General features: G+C 46.5%; 14 protein-coding genes. 10 read left to right on the forward strand and 4 right to left on the reverse strand.

The window, feature by feature from the left end:
- Window positions 1-107: 107 nt before the first annotated feature.
- The 3 genes from BLR65_RS09285 (at window position 108) to phoU (ending at window position 2,902) form a co-directional block, all read left to right on the forward strand.
- Window positions 108-1,253, forward strand: a complete 1,146-nt coding sequence (locus BLR65_RS09285; RefSeq protein ID WP_093793914.1) for a tyrosine-type recombinase/integrase — start codon at window positions 108-110, stop codon at window positions 1,251-1,253.
- A 221-nt stretch (window positions 1,254-1,474) separates the two neighbouring features.
- The gene (gene pstB / locus BLR65_RS09290) at window positions 1,475-2,230 is read left to right on the forward strand and encodes a phosphate ABC transporter ATP-binding protein PstB (RefSeq protein ID WP_093793915.1); all 756 of its coding nucleotides are present in this window, start codon (window positions 1,475-1,477) and stop codon (window positions 2,228-2,230) included.
- Window positions 2,231-2,305: 75 nt separating this feature from the next.
- Window positions 2,306-2,902: a phosphate signaling complex protein PhoU gene (phoU, locus tag BLR65_RS09295; protein ID WP_373657735.1), complete on the forward strand. Its 597-nt coding sequence runs from the start codon at window positions 2,306-2,308 to the stop codon at window positions 2,900-2,902.
- 205 nt (window positions 2,903-3,107) lie between these two features.
- Here phoU and BLR65_RS09300 read toward each other — a convergent pair whose 3' ends face one another.
- Complete coding sequence (locus tag BLR65_RS09300) at window positions 3,108-4,895, reverse strand: sensor histidine kinase (protein WP_093793917.1); 1,788 nt, start codon at window positions 4,893-4,895, stop codon at window positions 3,108-3,110.
- 177 nt (window positions 4,896-5,072) lie between these two features.
- Between BLR65_RS09300 and BLR65_RS09305 the strand changes: the two genes are divergently transcribed.
- From BLR65_RS09305 to pstA, 3 genes are all read left to right on the forward strand, one after another.
- Window positions 5,073-5,939: a phosphate ABC transporter substrate-binding protein gene (locus BLR65_RS09305; RefSeq protein ID WP_093793918.1), complete on the forward strand. Its 867-nt coding sequence runs from the start codon at window positions 5,073-5,075 to the stop codon at window positions 5,937-5,939.
- A gap of 234 nt (window positions 5,940-6,173) precedes the next feature.
- The gene (gene pstC / locus BLR65_RS09310) at window positions 6,174-7,061 is read left to right on the forward strand and encodes a phosphate ABC transporter permease subunit PstC (RefSeq protein ID WP_093793958.1); all 888 of its coding nucleotides are present in this window, start codon (window positions 6,174-6,176) and stop codon (window positions 7,059-7,061) included.
- Window positions 7,061-7,921: a phosphate ABC transporter permease PstA gene (gene pstA, locus BLR65_RS09315; protein WP_093793919.1), complete on the forward strand. Its 861-nt coding sequence runs from the start codon at window positions 7,061-7,063 to the stop codon at window positions 7,919-7,921. The genes pstC and pstA overlap by 1 nt, the downstream gene beginning before the upstream one ends.
- Before the next feature lie 21 nt (window positions 7,922-7,942).
- On the opposite strand, the gene BLR65_RS09320 is transcribed toward pstA, so the two are convergent.
- The 3 genes from BLR65_RS09320 to BLR65_RS09330 all read right to left on the reverse strand — a co-directional run bounded on the left by BLR65_RS09320 (window position 7,943) and on the right by BLR65_RS09330 (window position 12,871).
- The gene (locus BLR65_RS09320) at window positions 7,943-9,619 is read right to left on the reverse strand and encodes a CYTH and CHAD domain-containing protein (protein ID WP_093793920.1); all 1,677 of its coding nucleotides are present in this window, start codon (window positions 9,617-9,619) and stop codon (window positions 7,943-7,945) included.
- A complete protein-coding gene (locus BLR65_RS09325; RefSeq protein WP_169716714.1) occupies window positions 9,616-10,794 on the reverse strand; it encodes an MGDG synthase family glycosyltransferase in 1,179 nt (392 codons plus the stop codon). Before BLR65_RS09325 ends, BLR65_RS09320 begins: the two co-directional genes overlap by 4 nt.
- 184 nt (window positions 10,795-10,978) lie before the next feature.
- Window positions 10,979-12,871 (reverse strand): GGDEF domain-containing protein, encoded by a 1,893-nt coding sequence (locus tag BLR65_RS09330; protein ID WP_169716715.1) that lies wholly within the window; start codon window positions 12,869-12,871, stop codon window positions 10,979-10,981.
- Window positions 12,872-13,029: 158 nt separating this feature from the next.
- On the opposite strand from BLR65_RS09330, the gene BLR65_RS09335 reads away from it, so the two are divergent.
- From BLR65_RS09335 to BLR65_RS09350, 4 genes are read left to right on the forward strand one after another with little or no spacing between them, the layout of a single operon-like run.
- On the forward strand, window positions 13,030-13,995 hold the full coding sequence (locus BLR65_RS09335) for a SpoIID/LytB domain-containing protein (protein ID WP_093793923.1): 966 nt from the start codon (window positions 13,030-13,032) through the stop codon (window positions 13,993-13,995).
- A 55-nt stretch (window positions 13,996-14,050) separates the two neighbouring features.
- A complete protein-coding gene (locus BLR65_RS09340; protein WP_245692646.1) occupies window positions 14,051-15,715 on the forward strand; it encodes a spore germination protein in 1,665 nt (554 codons plus the stop codon).
- Window positions 15,660-16,805, forward strand: a complete 1,146-nt coding sequence (locus BLR65_RS09345; RefSeq protein WP_143122541.1) for a GerAB/ArcD/ProY family transporter — start codon at window positions 15,660-15,662, stop codon at window positions 16,803-16,805. The genes BLR65_RS09340 and BLR65_RS09345 overlap by 56 nt, the downstream gene beginning before the upstream one ends.
- Window positions 16,802-18,022 (forward strand): Ger(x)C family spore germination protein, encoded by a 1,221-nt coding sequence (locus BLR65_RS09350; protein ID WP_093793926.1) that lies wholly within the window; start codon window positions 16,802-16,804, stop codon window positions 18,020-18,022. Before BLR65_RS09345 ends, BLR65_RS09350 begins: the two co-directional genes overlap by 4 nt.
- Window positions 18,023-18,131 lie beyond the last annotated feature (109 nt).

The following is an 18,131-nucleotide window of genomic DNA, read 5'->3' on the forward strand; positions in this document are numbered from 1 at the left end:
TGCTTTGCGGAGATGCGGAGACAGCGGAGCCGTTTTTTGTTCTCTATTTGGTGGTAAGCGTGCTAGGATGGGAAGTTTTAATTTAAAACAGATTGGGAGGGGTTATTATGGCAAAGGAACGCCGGGAAAACGGCGCAGGCACTAAACCTAAACAACTTGCTAACGGTAAGTGGTGGAAAAAGATTAGTTACACGGATAACTATGGCAATAAAGGTAGAAAGAATATTTACGGCAATTCAGAAGCGCAATGCAAGGCCAATGAAAAAACCTTTCTAAAAGAGCTTGCGGACGGCCTTAAAGCAGCAACGGACATAAAGACGCTAGGGCAATGGCTTACTAAGTGGCTGGAGGTATATAAGAAGCCTCCTATATCAGAAATTACAACCTATGCAGCATATGAACACCAGATTAACCAGCATATTATTCCAGAACTTGGCGATAGCCAGCTTAAAAAACTTCAAAGAGTACACATCCAAGAGTTTTTTAATAAAAAAGGTGAGAAGCTATCACCAAGCACACTTAAACTAATAAAAGCCATATTAAATGACGCCTTAAATATGGCGGTTGTGGACGGTTATATAACCAAGAATCCCTTAGTCAAGATAGCGCTACCAACTCCAGAGGCAAAAAAGATTAAGCCTTTGGTTAAAGATGAAATTGTTAAGCTGTTAAAAGCTGCTGAGGGTAGTCCCTTTTATACGATAATTTACCTAGCCATTCATACCGGAGCAAGAAAGGGAGAGCTGGCAGCGCTTACATGGGATGATATAGATTTTAAAGCCAAAAAGATTCATATTCAGCATAGTGTGAAGTATGATCGGGCAAATAGAAAGTTTATTATAGGCAGCACTAAGACCGATGGACATAGGTCTATTCCCATACATGCTACTGTGCTTGCCGAACTAAAGAAGCATAAGGCCAAGCAGGCGGCCGAGAAATTAGAGCTAGGGGACGCATATGAAAAGAATAATCTGGTGTTTGCTAAGCCTACAGGGGAAATCTTATCCCTGACAGTCCTTGCATCTAAATTCAATGCTATTGTTAAGGAATCAGGAATAGAACGCCGGACATTTCACGATTTGCGGCATACCTTTGCCAGCATATGCATATCCCGGAAGGAGAATGTAAAAGCACTGTCCGAATACCTTGGTCATTCAAATGTTGGCATTACCTATAATACTTATGGTCACTTGATGCCCGGAGATAAGGAGAGCATAGCCAACGCAATAACGGCTTATTTAGCAGGCGAATAGCCTGCTTATTTCATGTATTTACTGGACAGTTTTTTGGACAGTTAGCATTATTTACAGTTAATTAACATTAAGCGTAATTGTGCAAGAAGCTAGTAAAATTAAGCATATTTGGGTATAGTTAATCATAAAAAATTAAGAAAAAAATAACAAGATATTAACATTCGTCTCCCTGTTTTTGTGGTATATTGCATATGAGAAACTACAGGAGGCTAGACTGGCTTATGAACTATAAAATTCAGGTTAATAAATTAAAGCTGTATTACGGGGACGTCCTGGCTTTAAAAAAGATTTCGATTAATATTGCAGAAAACAGCGTGCTGGCCTTAATTGGTCCGTCCGGTTGCGGTAAGTCGACTTTTCTCAAAACTCTTAATCGGATGAATGACCTGATTGAAAGTGTCAAAATTGAGGGAGAAGTATTGCTTGACGGCGAGAATATTTATCACCCCAAAATTGATACAGTCATGCTGCGGAAACGGGTAGGCATGGTTTTTCAGCGGCCCAATCCATTTCCCATGTCTATTTATGATAATATTGCTTACGGGCCGCGTATTCATGGTCAATCCAACCGAGCCGTTTTGAATGAAATTGTCGAGAAGAGCTTAACAGGTTCGGCGTTGTGGGATGAGGTGAAAGACCGGCTGCATTCTTCGGCTATGGGCCTATCCGGCGGTCAGCAGCAACGGCTTTGCATTGCCCGGTTGCTGGCAGTGGAACCGGAAGTCTTGTTAATGGATGAGCCTTGCTCAGCGCTTGACCCTATATCTACGATGAAAATTGAAGAATTAGTAACAGAGTTAAAAGCAAGGTATACGATTGTTATGGTTACGCACAATATGCAGCAGGCGGCCCGGGTATCCGACTATACCGGCTTTTTCTTAAGCGGTGATCTGGTCGAGCATGATAGAACCGATAACATTTTTACCCGGCCGCAGGATAAACGAACCGAAGATTATATTACCGGACGCTTTGGTTAAAGGAGGAAACATTAAGTGACAACAAGAAACAGTTATGACCAGGAACTGGAGTATTTGCGCCGGGACTTACTGAATATGGGCAACGCGGTAGCTATTGCGATTGACGAGGCAGTTGCTTCATTGGCCCGACAGGATGAAAAATTAGCCCGCAAAGTGATGGATGACGATGACGAAATCGACCGGATGGAAGTTGAGATTGAAGATAAATGTATGGTTTTAATCGCCAGGCAGCAACCTTTAGCCCGCGATCTGCGCGTTATTGGCACTGGTCTTAAGATTACCACTGATTTGGAGCGAATGGGTGATCATGCTTACGATATTGCCAAAATTGCGCTCTCGATGAACAATCAACCGTTGATTAAACCGCTTGTCGATATCCCGCGTATGGCACAATTAGCCCAAAAGATGCTTAAGGATTCTTTAGAGGCTTATACGGCTTTGGATATAACGCTGGCTGAACAGGTTTGTCTCAATGATGATGAAGTTGATCATATCTATAATCAGGTATTCAGGGAATTATTGACCTACATGATGGAAGATCCCACAACAATTACCCAGGCTACGCAGCTTATTTTTGTTACTCGTTACCTGGAACGGATTGCCGATCACGCCACCAATATCGCCGAATGGACCATTTATTTAGTGACGGGACAGAGAAGAAGGAAAAAGTAGATAGTGGCGTAAATGGAAATAAAGATAAGGCGGGATTGCCGTGCAGGCACTTGCAATGGCCGGAGTTCACTCCGGTTTATTGCAAGACCTGTAACGTAAATCCCGCCTTTTTTCATATTATTGGACTGATCTTTTCTGATAATAAAGAAAACCGACTAGAGCTTCTGTCTGCATCTTGAAGGACTTGGCACAAGTCCAGTATTCTTTATGGTTCTAACGCCCTGGAGAGTGTTATGGTAAAGGTGGTTCCGACATTTACCTGGCTTTCAACATCAATGCGTCCACCCAGCATTTCAACGATAAATTTAACAATAGCCAACCCCAGGCCGCTGCCGCCGGCCGAACGGGTACGGGCCTTGTCTACCCGGTAAAACCGGTCAAATATTAACGGCAGGTCTTTAGCCGGAATACCAATGCCGGAATCTTTGACGGCAAGTTTCACCTGATTGTCTTCCAGCCAGCAGGACAGTGTAATTTTACCTGCCTCCGGGGTATATTTGATACTATTTTCCAACAGATTAACGACAACTTGTTTGAGCCAGTCGGGATGAGCCAGGGCGTTAATGGATTCTTGACAGCACTCTAAAGCAACGACTTGTTTTTTTTGCTGCCAACGCGGCGTCAGATCCTGTTTGGCGGCCGTCAGTACCGATAAAATAGCAACCGGCTCCAATTTAATTTGTTCGCGGTATTCCTGGGCATCAAGCCGGGCTAGTTGGAGTAAATCCTGGATCAGGCGATGCATGCGGTCAGATTCGTCATAGATAATGCGGACAAATTTCTTTCCTAACTCAGGCTGCGTTAGCGCACCGTCGAGCAAAGTTTCGGCAAAGCCTTTGATCGCAGTGAGCGGTGTAGCTAGTTCATGCGAGGCATTGGTAACAAAATCAGCCTGGCGGTCATGAATTTCTTGCAGAGTTGTTATATCGTGAAAAACTGCCAGAATGCCGGAAGGTTCTTGTTCTCCATTCATCATGGGGGCCAGGAATACCTGAAATACCCGCTTTTTGTCGTGTATATTGGTCTTTAAGTCAATAACCCGGCTTTGTTTTAGCCGTAGGGTATCTTGTGCCGCTTGCTCTAATAGGCTATTGCCGATGACTTGGATATTATGCTGCCCAAGCATTTGTTCGGTGATGCCGAAGGATATTATTGCCGTTTTATTGGCGGTTGTTACCTTACCAAAGCGGTCAAGCAAGATAACAGCATCGCCCATGTTTTCGAGAATGAGCTCCAGCTTGTGGTTTTGGGCAATAATATCGGTTACTTTATCTTCCAAACTTGAGGTCAAGTTGTTGAGGGAATGGGCAAGCAGTTCAAGTTCATCCCCTGTTTTAATAAAAATTCGTTTACTTAGCTCGCCTTGGGCAATTTCGTTGGCCGTATCGATAATTCTTTCGAGCGGGCGGGTATACTTATAAGCAAGGGCCAAACTAAAGGAAATAGCTACAAGAAAGGTCAAACAACTAGCGACTAAAAGGGCGGATAATATTCGGCGATAGCCCTCGTCCACGTGATCCAAGGGTATGGCGACCCGGACAACGCCGGTAATTTCGTTATTATAATAAATGGGAGTGGACACATACAGCAGGGATCTGTCCAGGGTAGTACTTGCCCGAACGCTGTAGCCATTATTGCCGGCAAGTGCCTGAGCTATTTCGGACCGGTCGCTGTGGTTTTCCATAAGCGCCGGATTTTGCTGCGAGTCGGCAATGACAACTCCGGTTGTATCAACTACCGTAACCCGTAAATCAGTACGGGAACTAAGTTCTTTAACCTTTTCGTCAATTTGTCCTTTTTGGATAGGGCCGGCCATATCCGGGTAAATTAATTCCTCAATGATTTTAGCTTGGTTGAGCATAGTGGCATTAAGACTGGCAATGTTATGCTGGTAAAAGAACCACAATATATAGCCGCCAAGTGCTAATAGCGTAAAAAGGATGAGCGCTAAAAAAGAAATAACCAGCCGGTTGCGGAGGTTACGGGTAAACACTTGTTCATTGCCTCCCTCAGTGAAGTTTGATTCCATCATATCATTTTTCTATAGAGGCTGCATAGGATATAGTTGCTATCTTAACATTTCCTTAACATGGACTTAACACAATCGAATGTAAAATCAATTACAATAAAATCATCAAGCGTACAAACTTCGAGGAGGGCAATAAAAACCATGAAACTTTCCAAAAGAATGCTAGCCAGCGCACTGGCAATGATGCTGGGCGTAAGTCTACTGGCTGGCTGTGGTGGTCAAAAAGAGGCGCCGAAGGATGCGGGAAAAGCGCAAGCTGAAATATCCGGTACGGTGACTGCTTCCGGGTCGACAGCACTCTTACCTTTCTTAAAACCGGCTCAGGAAGAATTCCAGAAAAAGAATCCGAAAGTAACGGTGAATATTGCGGGTGGCGGTTCTTTTACCGGCATGAATCAGGTTGCTGCCGGCTCGGTTAACATTGGCAACTCAGATGTTTTTCTGACAGCGGAACTGAAAGACAAAGGACTGGTTGATCATCAGGTAGCTGTGGCTCCCTTTGTTTTCATTGCTAACACCGATGTGACTGTTGATAATCTGACCCAACAACAATATACGGATATTTTTACCGGCAAGATTACCAACTGGAACGAAGTTGGGGGCAAAGACCAAAAAATTAGCATTATTCACCGGGCTAAATCCTCCGGTTCCCGCGCCACTATTGCTGAAATTGTTCTGAAAAATGCCGCCTTTACGGACAATGCAGTTATCCAGGATTCGAATGGCGCGGTAAAAGCCGCCATCGCCAGCACTCCCGGTTCTATCGGTTATGTAGATGCCGCGTATGCGGATAATTCGGTCAAGACTTTGGCTTATAACGGCGAAAAGTATACTCCGGAAAGCGTTATTAACGGCAAATATCCGGTTTTTGCTTATGAACATATGTATACCAAGGGAGAGCCTACCGGTGCTGTTAAAGCTTTCATCGATTTTGTTATGAGTAAAGAATTTCAGGAGGCTTATGCCGCCAAGAGTGGCTTCATTCCCATTACCAGTATGAAAAAATAGTGAACCTGTTTTGACGTTAATAACTGAATAGGGTGACTAAAAAGCTTTGCGCAAAACCGGCGCAAGGCTTTTTGCTGAGCCTGTTGGATAATAACGACTCGCCGCAGAACCTTGTGACTGAATTTCAGCGATATAAAAATTAACACAATCTTAATATTGCATTAACAACCGCAAAATACTAATACCGTATAATTTAAGAAAAACAACTTTTAGATAGGATGTGGCGAAGTGGCGATAGCGGCCGACAACCGGCAACATCAACCAAAACTTATTTATGACCGGTATGTTCGTTATTTATTTATTGCTAGTGCTTTTTTGATGACGGTCATTATTTTATCAATCATTATTTTTGTGGGACAACAAGGGCTGGCAACTTTTAAAGATGTCAGTCCTGTGGAATTTTTCTTAACGGCAAAGTGGGATCCGGCGGAGGATCAATACGGTGCTTTGAGCTTTTTGATGGGTTCGGTATATGTCACCTTATTGGCGTTGTTGTTTGGCGCGCCGCTTGGGTTGGCAGGAGCCATCTTTATGGCCAAGATCGCACCCGGCTGGCTGCGGGAAATTATGCGGCCGGCCACAGACTTGTATGTTGCCATTCCGTCGGTTGTATACGGTTATGTGGGATTGACGGTATTTGTGCCGTTTATCCGTGAATTTTTCCACGTGAGTACCGGCTTTGGTTTGTTTGCGGCTGCCCTGATTCTCTCCATCATGATTTTACCGACCATTATTAGTATATCCGAGGATGCCCTGCGGGCAGTGCCTAAAAATTTGGAGGAGGCTTCCCTGGCCTTGGGGGCAACCCGTTGGCAAACCATTTCCAAGGTTCTTGTACCAACTGCCTTGCCCGGTATTTTGACAGCTATTATTCTAGCCATGGCCAGAGCGATTGGTGAGACCATGGCGGTACAAATGGTAATCGGCAATACACCGCAAATGGCAAAGTCGCTGTTTTCCCCCACGTCAACTCTTCCCAGTGAAATTGTTGTTGAGATGGGTAACACACCGTTTGGTTCGGCCTGGGGAAATTCATTGTTTTTGATGGCTTTGGTGTTGCTCATTATATCATTGATTATGATTTTACTTATTAGGAGAATTGCGGCAAGGAGGATGGCATAATGTCGGCACGAAGTCTGGATAAACTGGCTACGGCCGTTATGTGGCTGGCCGGTACGGCAATATTGGCAATACTTGTTACCTTTTTAGGATATATGCTGGTAAGAGGGTTGCCTGTTTTGAGCTGGAATTTTATTACCGGGATGCCTAGCGATATTAACGTTGGCGGCGGTGTGGGGCCGCAGTTGTTTAATTCGTTTTATATTCTGGGGCTATCGATGCTGTTTTCTATTCCGGCAGCCGTAGGTGCCGGGGTTTATTTAGCCGAATATGCCGGCGCTGGCCGCTTAACCGATATGATCCGGCTAAGCACCGAAAGCTTGGCTACCGTACCTTCCATTGTTCTTGGATTATTCGGCATGATTATTTTTGTTAATTTGTTTGGTATGGGGTTTAGTATTATCGGTGGCTCACTGACTTTAATGCTGCTTAATTTACCTGTACTGGTACGGGTAACGGAAGAATCCATTCGTACGGTACCGGTGCATTACCGGGAAGCCAGCCTGGCGTTGGGGGCGACTAAATGGCAAACCATCTGGCGGGTGGTTTTGCCTAATGCCATGCCGGGAATTATTACGGGTATTACGCTCACCGCCGGACGGGCACTGGGAGAAACTGCAATTTTGATATTTACCGCCGGCACGACCGTATCGCGCACGGTACCTGATTTTGATATTACGGCTGCCGGCGAAACGCTGGCCGTGCACATGTGGTATGTTATGGCTGTCGGCCTGGTGCCTGACCGGGGAGCAATTGCCGACGGTACGGGTGCCCTGCTGATTATTACGATTTTGATTTTTAACCTGATGTTCACGCTTCCCAGTAAATATATTCAACGAAAAATGGCTGGCGGCGGTCACTAAACAAGAGAAGTCCTGAACTGGTTACAGTTCAGGACTTCTTCTATAAATGGCTTCGTCCTCAAGGGGTCTTAGTTTTTTTACTTTGTAGGCGGCTTTTCTTATTTTGCTCCAGGTCCTATCCCAGTTTTCCAGGGTAGTGGCTGACCGGGCTAAGTGCCAGCCGGTGATGAGACCGGAATCATGGTGAGTGAGACGGCTGGCCGAGGCTTTGACAAGTTCTTGCAAAAGAGACAGAGTAAACGCAGTATCGAGAATTTTGCCTAATGCATCCTGGAGTTGTTCTAAACGTCGGTACAGCACGCCGGTATTGCCGGGCAGGGCAGGTGCCAGCGAGTCTAATGCGCACCGCAGGCGTTCGCCGGCAAGGTATAGACTATGAGCGGCTTCCTCGTTAGCCGGATCCAGGTTGTCACCCTGCTGTAATAAATGGGCAAGCCAGTCTGCTAACCGTTCCCGGACAAACTTTTTACAGCTAACAGGTGTTGTGGAGATGTTGGCGGACCAGTGTTCTATAATTGACCATAAGCCTAAGAACACGGGGGTGCATTGACCGGTGGCAATTTCGGTGAAAAAAGCGGCCTTGGTTACTTGAAGCTTATTGTCAACTAAGGGTATTAGGGCTGGTTTGCCGGCCTTATTGGCAAGCACATTGCTCATAGACCGCATGCTCTCAGTCCAACCAAGGCAAAATCTTGCAAGAGCGTGAATGTAATCAAGTTTTTCCTGCCAGGCAGAGAGACTGGTCACATAAGAAGAATAATCTTCGCCTGGAAGCAGCGGTTCGCTAAGCTCCAGTAACGCATGCAGTTTGCTCAGCGCCACACGAAACTGGTTTAGTGTGGCGCTTTGGTCTGGAGTGGATAAATAAGTCTGCTGCGCTCTGATTGTCGTATGTATATGATAGATCAGTAATTGACTGAGCAGTTGGTCGGCAGGGAGAACTGCCGTGGATTTTTTTAGCGGGCAGGGAAGCGGGCTGTCCTGCCCAAGGCCATCAGCCAAGCCGGCTAGGACAGTTGCCCGGTACAATTTGCTATTTTGTTCAGGCAGCAAAGGAAAATCTTTTGCCAAAGCCGCTCCCAGCCAAATCAAAGCCCGTGGTTTTCCTGCTTTTAATTCTAATTCCAGCTCCAGCAATTGTTGCTGTTTATTGCCGGCGCTGATGTCGCCATCATCCAGTGCCAGTTCGATCTCACTGCCATCCGGGGCCGTGAGGTTCATAATGTGGCGATTGAACCGGGTGCGGAAGATAGGTTCCAGGGGCATATTCTGTACGGCCGCTGCCAGCCTTGGGCCGATGGCTGTGGTCATAAAGGGTTCCAGGCTGGGAAGCGGGTTGTCTACCGATAGGTTGTACTCAGTACGCTGGTGCAGCCCGCCGTCACTTGTACCATCTGCTTTAACGGTTGCTGTCCACTTACCATCTGCTGAGCGCAAGCGGTATGACAGGCGCGATTTCAGTAATCGTTGATCAGCCGTATCATAATAAGTGGTCTCAAGCAGTTGGCAGTAGGCCGGCTGGGATAACAATTCCTGTAATAAGTGGGCATTGAGCAAATTTTTTAAGCAGGCAGGATCGGCCAGACGTAGTTTTAACTCGGCTTCCGTATTGGAAATGGGAAACACCTCCTTGGATATGGCCCGGGGGAAATGTGGCGGTTTGACAGATGGAGTCCTTGCGATTTTGGCTCCAATCAAATGAAGCGTCCGCCTGACAGGGATCCGAAATCTGGTTCAAATAATTTTTGCCAGATTATCGCTGCAATGGCCTGGGAGGCCATTGGACGACCAATTTGGGTTGCCATCTCGCGCATAGAGCTAATTTGCTGCGGATTGGCAAGAAGGTCATGGACTGTGGCCGTAAGACTGTGGCTGTTTTGTGACCATAATGCCGCTCCCTTGCCAATTAAATAAGCGGCGTTTTCCTCTTCATGGCCGGGGATAGCTTGATACAACAGCAGCGGGAGCTTCATTGACAATGCTTCGCTGATGGTGAGGGCGCCCGGTTTCGTAATTAAAAGATCGGCCACCGACATGAATTCCGGGATATGCCGGGTATAGCCAAGCACCTTAAGCGGGTGAACAAAGTTTGGTGCCTTGGATAAGAGGCTGCGGCGCAAAGTGGCGTTTCGCCCGGTTACGACTACCAAATTAAGGGGTAATGGCAAAGTATCAAGGGCCAGTACGGCTTGTTCAAGGTCGCCTAATCCCAAGCCGCCGCCCATAATGAGAATTACCGGATGGGGGTTGGCAAAGCCCAGCAGCCGGCGAAGCGAGTCAAGTTCTACCTGGCTGGGTATATGGCTGAATTTCTCATTGACAGGTATGCCGGTAGCATGAATGCGGGACAGATCAATATTTTGCCGCGCTAATTGCTGTTTGAGCTCAGGGGTAGCTACAAAATATAAATCCGTTTCGCGATAACACCAGAACCGATGGATGGCAAAATCGGTGATAACGCCGATTAGCGGCAGATTGATCTTATGGTTGCGTTTAAGATAGGCAGCGGCACCGCACGGAAAAGGGTGAGTACAGATAAGCGCATCCGGTCGGTGGGCTTCAATCAGTTTAAGCATGCTGCGTTTCATCGCCATAGCCATCAGGCTTTGCACTTTGCTGCCCGGTACCGGCATCTGGGAAAAGCGGTAAAGAAGGTCATATATATCAGGAAAAATATCAATAAGTTTGAGGTAGGCTTCTTTTACCAGCGTGTTTAGATAAGAGTTTTCACCGGCCATAAAATCGACCATTTGTGCGGTGAATAGCTTTTGGTTTTCTAGGGCTGTTTTGATAGCCAGTGCGGCTTGGGTGTGACCATCGCCGACTGATGCTGAGACTAATAAGATTTTTGCCGGTTTCGTAGTGGAAGACAAAGTAATCACCTCGTCAATAACCTCATTATAATTATATCATGCTGGCAAAGCTTGGCGATTCAGAATTACATGGGGACATTACGGAACAGGTAGAGCTAATTAATGTAAAAAAACCCGCGCGTTCATTGCTAGTGGGCTTGCAATATCAGCGCGGCGCAGTATATCTTACCTTATTTGACTATGGTTACTGAAAAACACTGCTCCGTCGGTCATAAACAACGCAAGAACCCGGACGCTGTTTGGCCAGTTTCTTTAAGTCGGCGGCTACTTCCGCTATTTCAAGATAATTGGTGAATTTCTGGAGCCGGTTGGTTACGGCAGCAATAGAAATCGACATAATCGGGAACTGTTCCAACTGCCCGCGACGGTTTTTCACTTCTATATAGCCTTTTGTTAAATCAGTAAGAGAATATTTATTTTTAATCTCCCGGTCAAATAGTTCAATAATTTTTTCCGACAGGCTCTCTATAAACTCAGGTCTGGTAATAAGGATAAAATCGTCGCCGCCAATATGACCGAGAAAGTCATCAGTAGAACCGGATTTGCCAATACTTCGGCTTACGATCTGAGAGGTCAAAAGCAGAATCTGATCGCCACGTTCAAATCCATATTTATCATTGTACGCTTTAAAGTTATCAAGGTCAAGATACATAACGGCAAAAGGTTCCTGGGAGGCGACAAGCTTTTTTAAGCGCTCTTCAATTACCCAATTACCCGGCAGGCCTGTAAGGGGATTGGAGTTGTGCGCCTGATGGATTTGCAGATTGGTGATATGGTTTAACAGGGACATAATCGAAACAATGCCTAAATATTCTCCGGCTTTGACGACAATAATAAAATCATACAGGTGATACTCTTTCCGGTTCATCGCCATTTGGGATACGGTCTCAAGCGGCAGCTCGGCACTGACGATCAGTGGTTTTTTGTCCATTACCCGCTCGACAGGGCGGCGATAATAAAGGGATATACCATAATTTGTTCCTAACTGGTAATAAAGTTTATCTTTCATTAACAAACCAACAGGACGGGCTGAGTCAACGATGACAATACCATTGACTTTTTCAGTAGTAAAAATTTCCTCAACAGTGTTTACCGTGGTAGCGGGATTAACGATAGGAATTTGTTCAACAATTTCGCCGATGCTAACTCCAAGTCCCTGGCGAGAGCGGGATTTTGCCTGTGCATCCTGAAAGTTGTACTCGGCAATCAATTCCAACACCTCCTGTGTTATTGCCGGCGGAGGAAAGGCTGGGCGCGCCAAAAAGTAGCCTTGACCGTAATGCACACCCTTACGAATAAGAATGGCTAGTTCAGCCGCCGTCTCGATCCCTTCGGCAATCAGCTTACTGTTAATTATGGCAGCTAGTTTGACCATGGCATCAAGCATTGCCTGCTTAAGAGGATCCTTGTCAACTTCGTGGACGATTGAGCGATCCAGTTTAATATAGTTAGGCCTGAGCGCTGCAATGGCCTCCAGGCTGGAATAGCCGGCACCGGCATCATCTACGGCAATGCTGTAGCCTTGTTCGCGGTAGTGATTGAGTGATTTGGAAAAACTTTCAAAATCATTAATAGCTGTCCGTTCCGTGATTTCAAAAGTTACTTGTGACGGATTGATACCATTTTCAATTAAAAATGCTTTGGTTAAGCCGCCGCGAAAGTTGGGATCTTTGATAACCTCGGCGTTCATATTAAGAAATAGTCGCTGCTTTTTTCCTAAAGCCGTCATATGATTTAATGCGGCCTCGCGGCAGACCTGCTCTAGCGGTAACAACCTGTTGGTTTCTATAGCAATGCTAAATAACTTTGCAGGAAAGTGCAGCGGACTGTTTGCCGGCCCTCGGCTTAAGGCTTCATAGCCCATAATTATTCCTGTTTTCAAATTAACAATAGGTTGAAATACCGGAGTGATTTTTTTATCTTTAATAATTATCTCAAGCTCTTTTTGCAGGTCGATTGTTAAGAAAGGATGTCTTGCAGGCAGGAAATTATAGGATAATGACAAAGTATCAAAAGCCAATGATTGGATATTGAAAGGAAAATTATTATAGAAATTTTTAAACATCGTAAGCGACAAAGAGATTACCTCCCCCGAGTGTGGAGTCCATATCATTATTATAGCTCAGAGCGGGATAAGGCTTTGTAATTATTCTGTTAATTTTTTGGCAATGTATGGACCGGGCGTCTCATTGCCATAATAACATAGAAGAATATGTTGAGTGAGGTGCATGTAGGATGAATAGAAAGAGTTTTAGTTTTGTGGCTATACTTGTATTTTTATGTTTGTTGCTCATTGGCTGCAGTATGCAGCCCCAGAAAAAACCTGATACGCAGCCGTCTCCAACGCCTCCCCAACAGGCGGCTGAGCAGAATGAGCCGGCAATTACCGTATTTATGCATGAAACCGGCGAAAAGAAAACCATGAAGATGGAGGATTATATAGCCGGGGTGGTTGCGGGAGAAATGAAAAACGATTGGCCGGTAGAGGCATTGGCAGCTCAGGCGATTATTGCCCGTACCTTTACGCTGGAGGCTATAGAAACCAAGGGGGGCGTCCCTGAGCGCGGCACGCAGGCATCTACTGATATCAAGGAATTTCAGGCCTATGATGCCAAAGCCGTGAATGATAATGTGCGCAAGGCCGTTGAAATGACACGCGGCATGATTATGACCTATCAAGGCAAGCCAACCAAAAGCTGGTTTCACGCATCGGCGGGCGGGATTACTGCTACGGCCAAAGAAGGCCTGAACTACCGGGATGCCGAGCCGCCCTATATTCTATCAGTGCAATCGCCGGATGAACTCGCCCCTGATGACGTTAAAAATTGGACCATTGTTTTCCCGAAAGAAGATATTATCAACGCACTGGCCAAACTGGGGAAAAAAGTATCTGACATCAGCAGTGTCGAAATTTCGCAAAAGGGTCCGTCAGGAAGGGCTACGATATTGATGATTAATAAGCAAGTAGAAGTATCGGGACCTGATTTTAGAGTGGCGCTGGATAGCACCAAACTAAAATCGATGCTGCTGGATAAAATAATTGTCGGCGAAGAGGGAGTTACCTTTGCCGGCAAAGGGTATGGCCATGGTGTCGGCATGTCCCAGTGGGGGGCTAACCGGATGGCCAAAGACGGAAAAAAACCGGAAGAGATTGTTAGCCATTACTTCAAGGATATAACCATAGAAAAGCGCTGGAATTAGGGCTTACATGGCGGCGTCCGTTCGATCCGGTAAATGCTGAGGAGGCTGTCTGGCGGTGGGGCTATCCAATACGAAAAAAACGTGCTCTTTTAGAAAACTGTCGGATATTCTGCCGGGCAATTCTCTGGATACATTGAAGGTACGTGTTGCCGCCCTAAAGCAATTGGTAAAAGACAGCACCGAACTCGGCGAAGACATGTCCGGTATTGTTGCCGAGCTTAGGGCGGTACCGGCTGCCGGTGAAGAGCAATTTCTGTTTACCCCGCAACTGGGGCTGAATGTTCAACTGCTAAAAACAATATTTCGCGATTGCGATGATGTAAAATTTCGTTTCTTTAAAACCGCAGGCCGGCAGGCGCTGCTGGTAACTTTAGATGGAATGACAGATACTCCTACACTGGAAGATAATATTTTGCAGCCGCTTATGCAAGCCCCTGCAGGCAATTTCGACTTAAGGCGCTTCGTTGAAGAACGGTTAACTGTGACTAACGTAACTATTGAGGATCAGGGAAGCGCTGCCATTGAAGCCTTGATGAGCGGCAACGCCCTGGTCATGATTGATGGGATTGCCGATATTCTGTCAGTCAGTGCGACCAAGCATGTAAAACGAAGTGTTAGCACACCGGTGACGGAAGAAAATATCCGGGGGCCGCAGGACGCCTTTAATGAAACTCTGGCAGATAATATTGTTCTGATTCGCCGCCGGGCAAAAGACACAAATATAAAAGTCCGTGTCATTACAGTCGGTACACGCAGCAAAACCTCAGTGGCGGTTATTTATTCGGCTGCTTTGGTCAAACCCGGACTTGTGGAGGAAGTCGAGCGGCGCATCAAAGACTTGAAAGTAGATCAAGTGTTGGTATCCAAAGTGGTGGAAGATGCCATGGTAGATCATCCTTGGACACCTTTCCCCCAGCTTGACGTGACGGAACGGCCGGAGAAAGTGGTAGCAGCTGTTTATGAAGGCCGGGTAGGCGTGCTTGTGGATAATACGCCTTTTAGTATCATTGTACCATGTACTTACGCCAGTATGATGAACGCCGTGGAAGATTACACCATGCCGGCATCGGTAGCCTGCCTTGTCCGTGTGAGCCGTCATGTGGCAGCGTTTATCGCCATTTATACACCGGCGCTTTATATTGCGATTGTCTCCTTTCATCCGGGCATGCTGCCGACCGGTTTAGCGATTTCGCTGGCGGAACTCAGGGCACGTACGCCCTTCCCATCCTTTTTGGAAGCTATCATTATGGAAATCATGCTGGAACTATTCCAGGAGTCTGTCGCCAGGTTGCCTAAAAAGCTTTCCAGCGCGGCCAGTATGGTTGGGGCTTTTGTTATCGGGACAACGGTCGTACAAGCCGGTTTGGTCAATCCGTTCTTGGTGGTGGTTACGGCGATTACGGCAATTGCCTCCTATGTAATGCCTCACTATTCCTTAGGTTTGGCACTGCGATCATTACGGATACCGATTTTATTCCTGGCCTCAACATTGGGCCTGTATGGCGTTATGCTGGGTGTCATTATTATTACGGTTCATTTGTGCTCCTTAAAAAATTTCGGCGAATCTTATTTAGGCGGTATATTGGATGTGAATCTTTTGACTGATTGGAAAGACGGGTTTGTCCGGCTGCCGCATAAGTTTATGAAGAGCAGGCCGGTTGAATTTGGGGCGCAAGACAAAAAACGGCGTGGTGACGGCACAGATTATGGTCAATCTTGAAGTTAAAAACAAAATGTCGGTTGCCCAGTTTGCTATTTTAGTGACTGCGGCCATGTTTGGCGGCCAGATTATCGGGCTGCCCAGTAAACTTGTCCCTCAGGCCGAACAATTTGCCTGGGTAAGTATTATCCTCGGCGGTGGCCTGTTCTTCGCGGCAGCCTGGCTGATGCTGAAACTGGGAGAACTCTATCCTGATTGCGACTATACTGAATATCTACCCAGACTTTTGGGAAAATGGCCGGGATTGGCCGTCATTGGTGGATTTATTGGCTTGTTTCTTATTGTTTCCTGGGCTAATCTCAGCCAGTTCAGTCAGGCGTTGACATTTTTCATGTTTGACCGGACACCCAGTGATGTTGTTATTATGGGAATGCTGGGCGTGGTTGTTTATTGTGCATTACAGGATTTGGGTACTATTATCCGGGTTGTTGAGTTTAACTTCTTTGTTGCTACCCTCATGATGGGGACGATTTGGTTGCTGGGCATCTTTAATTTCCAGCCCGAAAATATGCTGCCCTTTTGGACCGATAAGCCGCTAGGCATGGTAAAGGGGGCCATTGACATATGGGGCGTCTATGGCGGCTACGAAATAATTCTGCTGTTTTTTCCGCTTATTAATAAGGAAAAAGGCAGCCTTACCCTGGCGCTGGCCGCTGCTATAGCTTTTGTTGTGGTGACAAGTGTCATAATTGTCGTTTTTACCGTTGGTGTTTTGACAGTAGAAGGGGTAAAAAGTGAATCTTATCCGACATTGGTTGTGGTCAGAAGTGTTGAACTGCCGGGCACATTTATCGAGCGGCTGGAAAATTACCTGCTTGTCGCCTGGATCCCTTCGATTTTTAAGACTCTGGCAATTTTTGTTTATATTTGCAGTCAGACACTGGCTAAGCTATGGGGCTTTGCTGACCATCGGCCCTGGGTGCTGGCGCTGACCCCCGTCATCTTTACCGGAGCGACCCTGCTGAATGGACCGGAATTAATGAAACTGACTGATCAGGTGCTCACCTGGCTGGGACTTGCCTTATCAGTAGGCATTATGCCCGTGGTTTATCTACTGGCCAAACGGCGCAGGCGGAGTAGTGTCAGGTGAAGGGGAAGCGGCGGTTGACCGGTCTTGTGTTTGTTGTGCTGATTTCCATACTTATTAGTGGCTGTTGGGACCGGCGTGAACTTCAGGACAGAAACTTTGTCTTGGCGGTAGCCATTGATGTGGCCGACGCCGGTAAAAAGCCCGGCCAAAGTCAGGCCGGGCTGCAGACCAAAACCTTCGTCCAACCGCATGGCGACAAACAGTACCGGCTCAGTCTCCAGATTCTGCGGTTGGGGCAAGCGGGCGGGGGCGAGGATAGTCAGCAAGCAGGCGGCAAGACGGGGCCTAGAACCTATGTGATGTCAAATACCGGCCAGTCGTTGTTTGAAATGGTGCGCGATATGCTGGGACAAAGCAGCAAATCGCTTTATTTTGAACACATTCAGGCTATTGTAATTAGTGAAGCGGCCGTACGGCAGGCAGGGTTAAAACCTATCCTTGACTGGTTTTTGCGCGATGCGGAAATGCGCTGGCGGATAAAGGTATTTGTCACACCCGGCGAGGCCAGGCCAATCATTGAATATGCGCCGCCAAGCAAAGAAGCGGGCGGCATCTATCTGGCTAATATTCTTCGCAACCATCTGAAAAATGTCCATGTTGCTGGGGCGCGAACCGATCTTGGTAATATCAGTGTTATGCTGGAAAATAAACAGGATATGGGTATTCCGTGCCTGGAAATGACCGACAATATCGTAAAAGCCAGAGGTGTTGCTTTATTTAAAAAAGACAAGTTTGTCGGTTATGCTGATGAGCAGGCGGTAGCCGGGATAAAATATATCCGGGGAACAGAAAAGTCTGCCGTTATAACCGTGCCAGGTGACAACCCCGGCGAGGTGGTAACCTATGAATTGTTTTCTCATGACACCCAGCTGGAACCCCATGTAGATGGTGAGCACATTTATTTTACGCTTGATATTACTATGCGGGGAAATCTGGGAGAGTATCAGGCCCGGAATCAGGTGAAGGGGGCAGGGGATCCCGCTTTTATTCAGCGAATTGAGGTCAAAACAGCCGAGGAAGTTAAACGAATTGTGCTGTACGGGAAAGATACCTGTCAATCAATGGGAGTGGATATTCTTACTTTTTCGTCAAAGCTTAAGACCGATTATCCTAAAACCTGGGCGAAAATCAAAGACCATTGGGGTGAAATCTTTCCGAATGTCCCGTTAGTGGTATCGGTCAATGTGGTTATTAACCAATTAGGTGAGCACAAATGAAACAGCACCTTATGCAGGCGGTTAAAAGGCGTTATAAGGACTGGCTATCTTGATGAAAACGAAACAGTCGGGGCGAATTTATCTTAGGGGTAGAGGAAGTCTGCAGTTG

This window comes from Sporomusa acidovorans (assembly GCF_900101845.1).
GTDB lineage: Bacteria > Bacillota > Negativicutes > Sporomusales > Sporomusaceae > Sporomusa > Sporomusa acidovorans.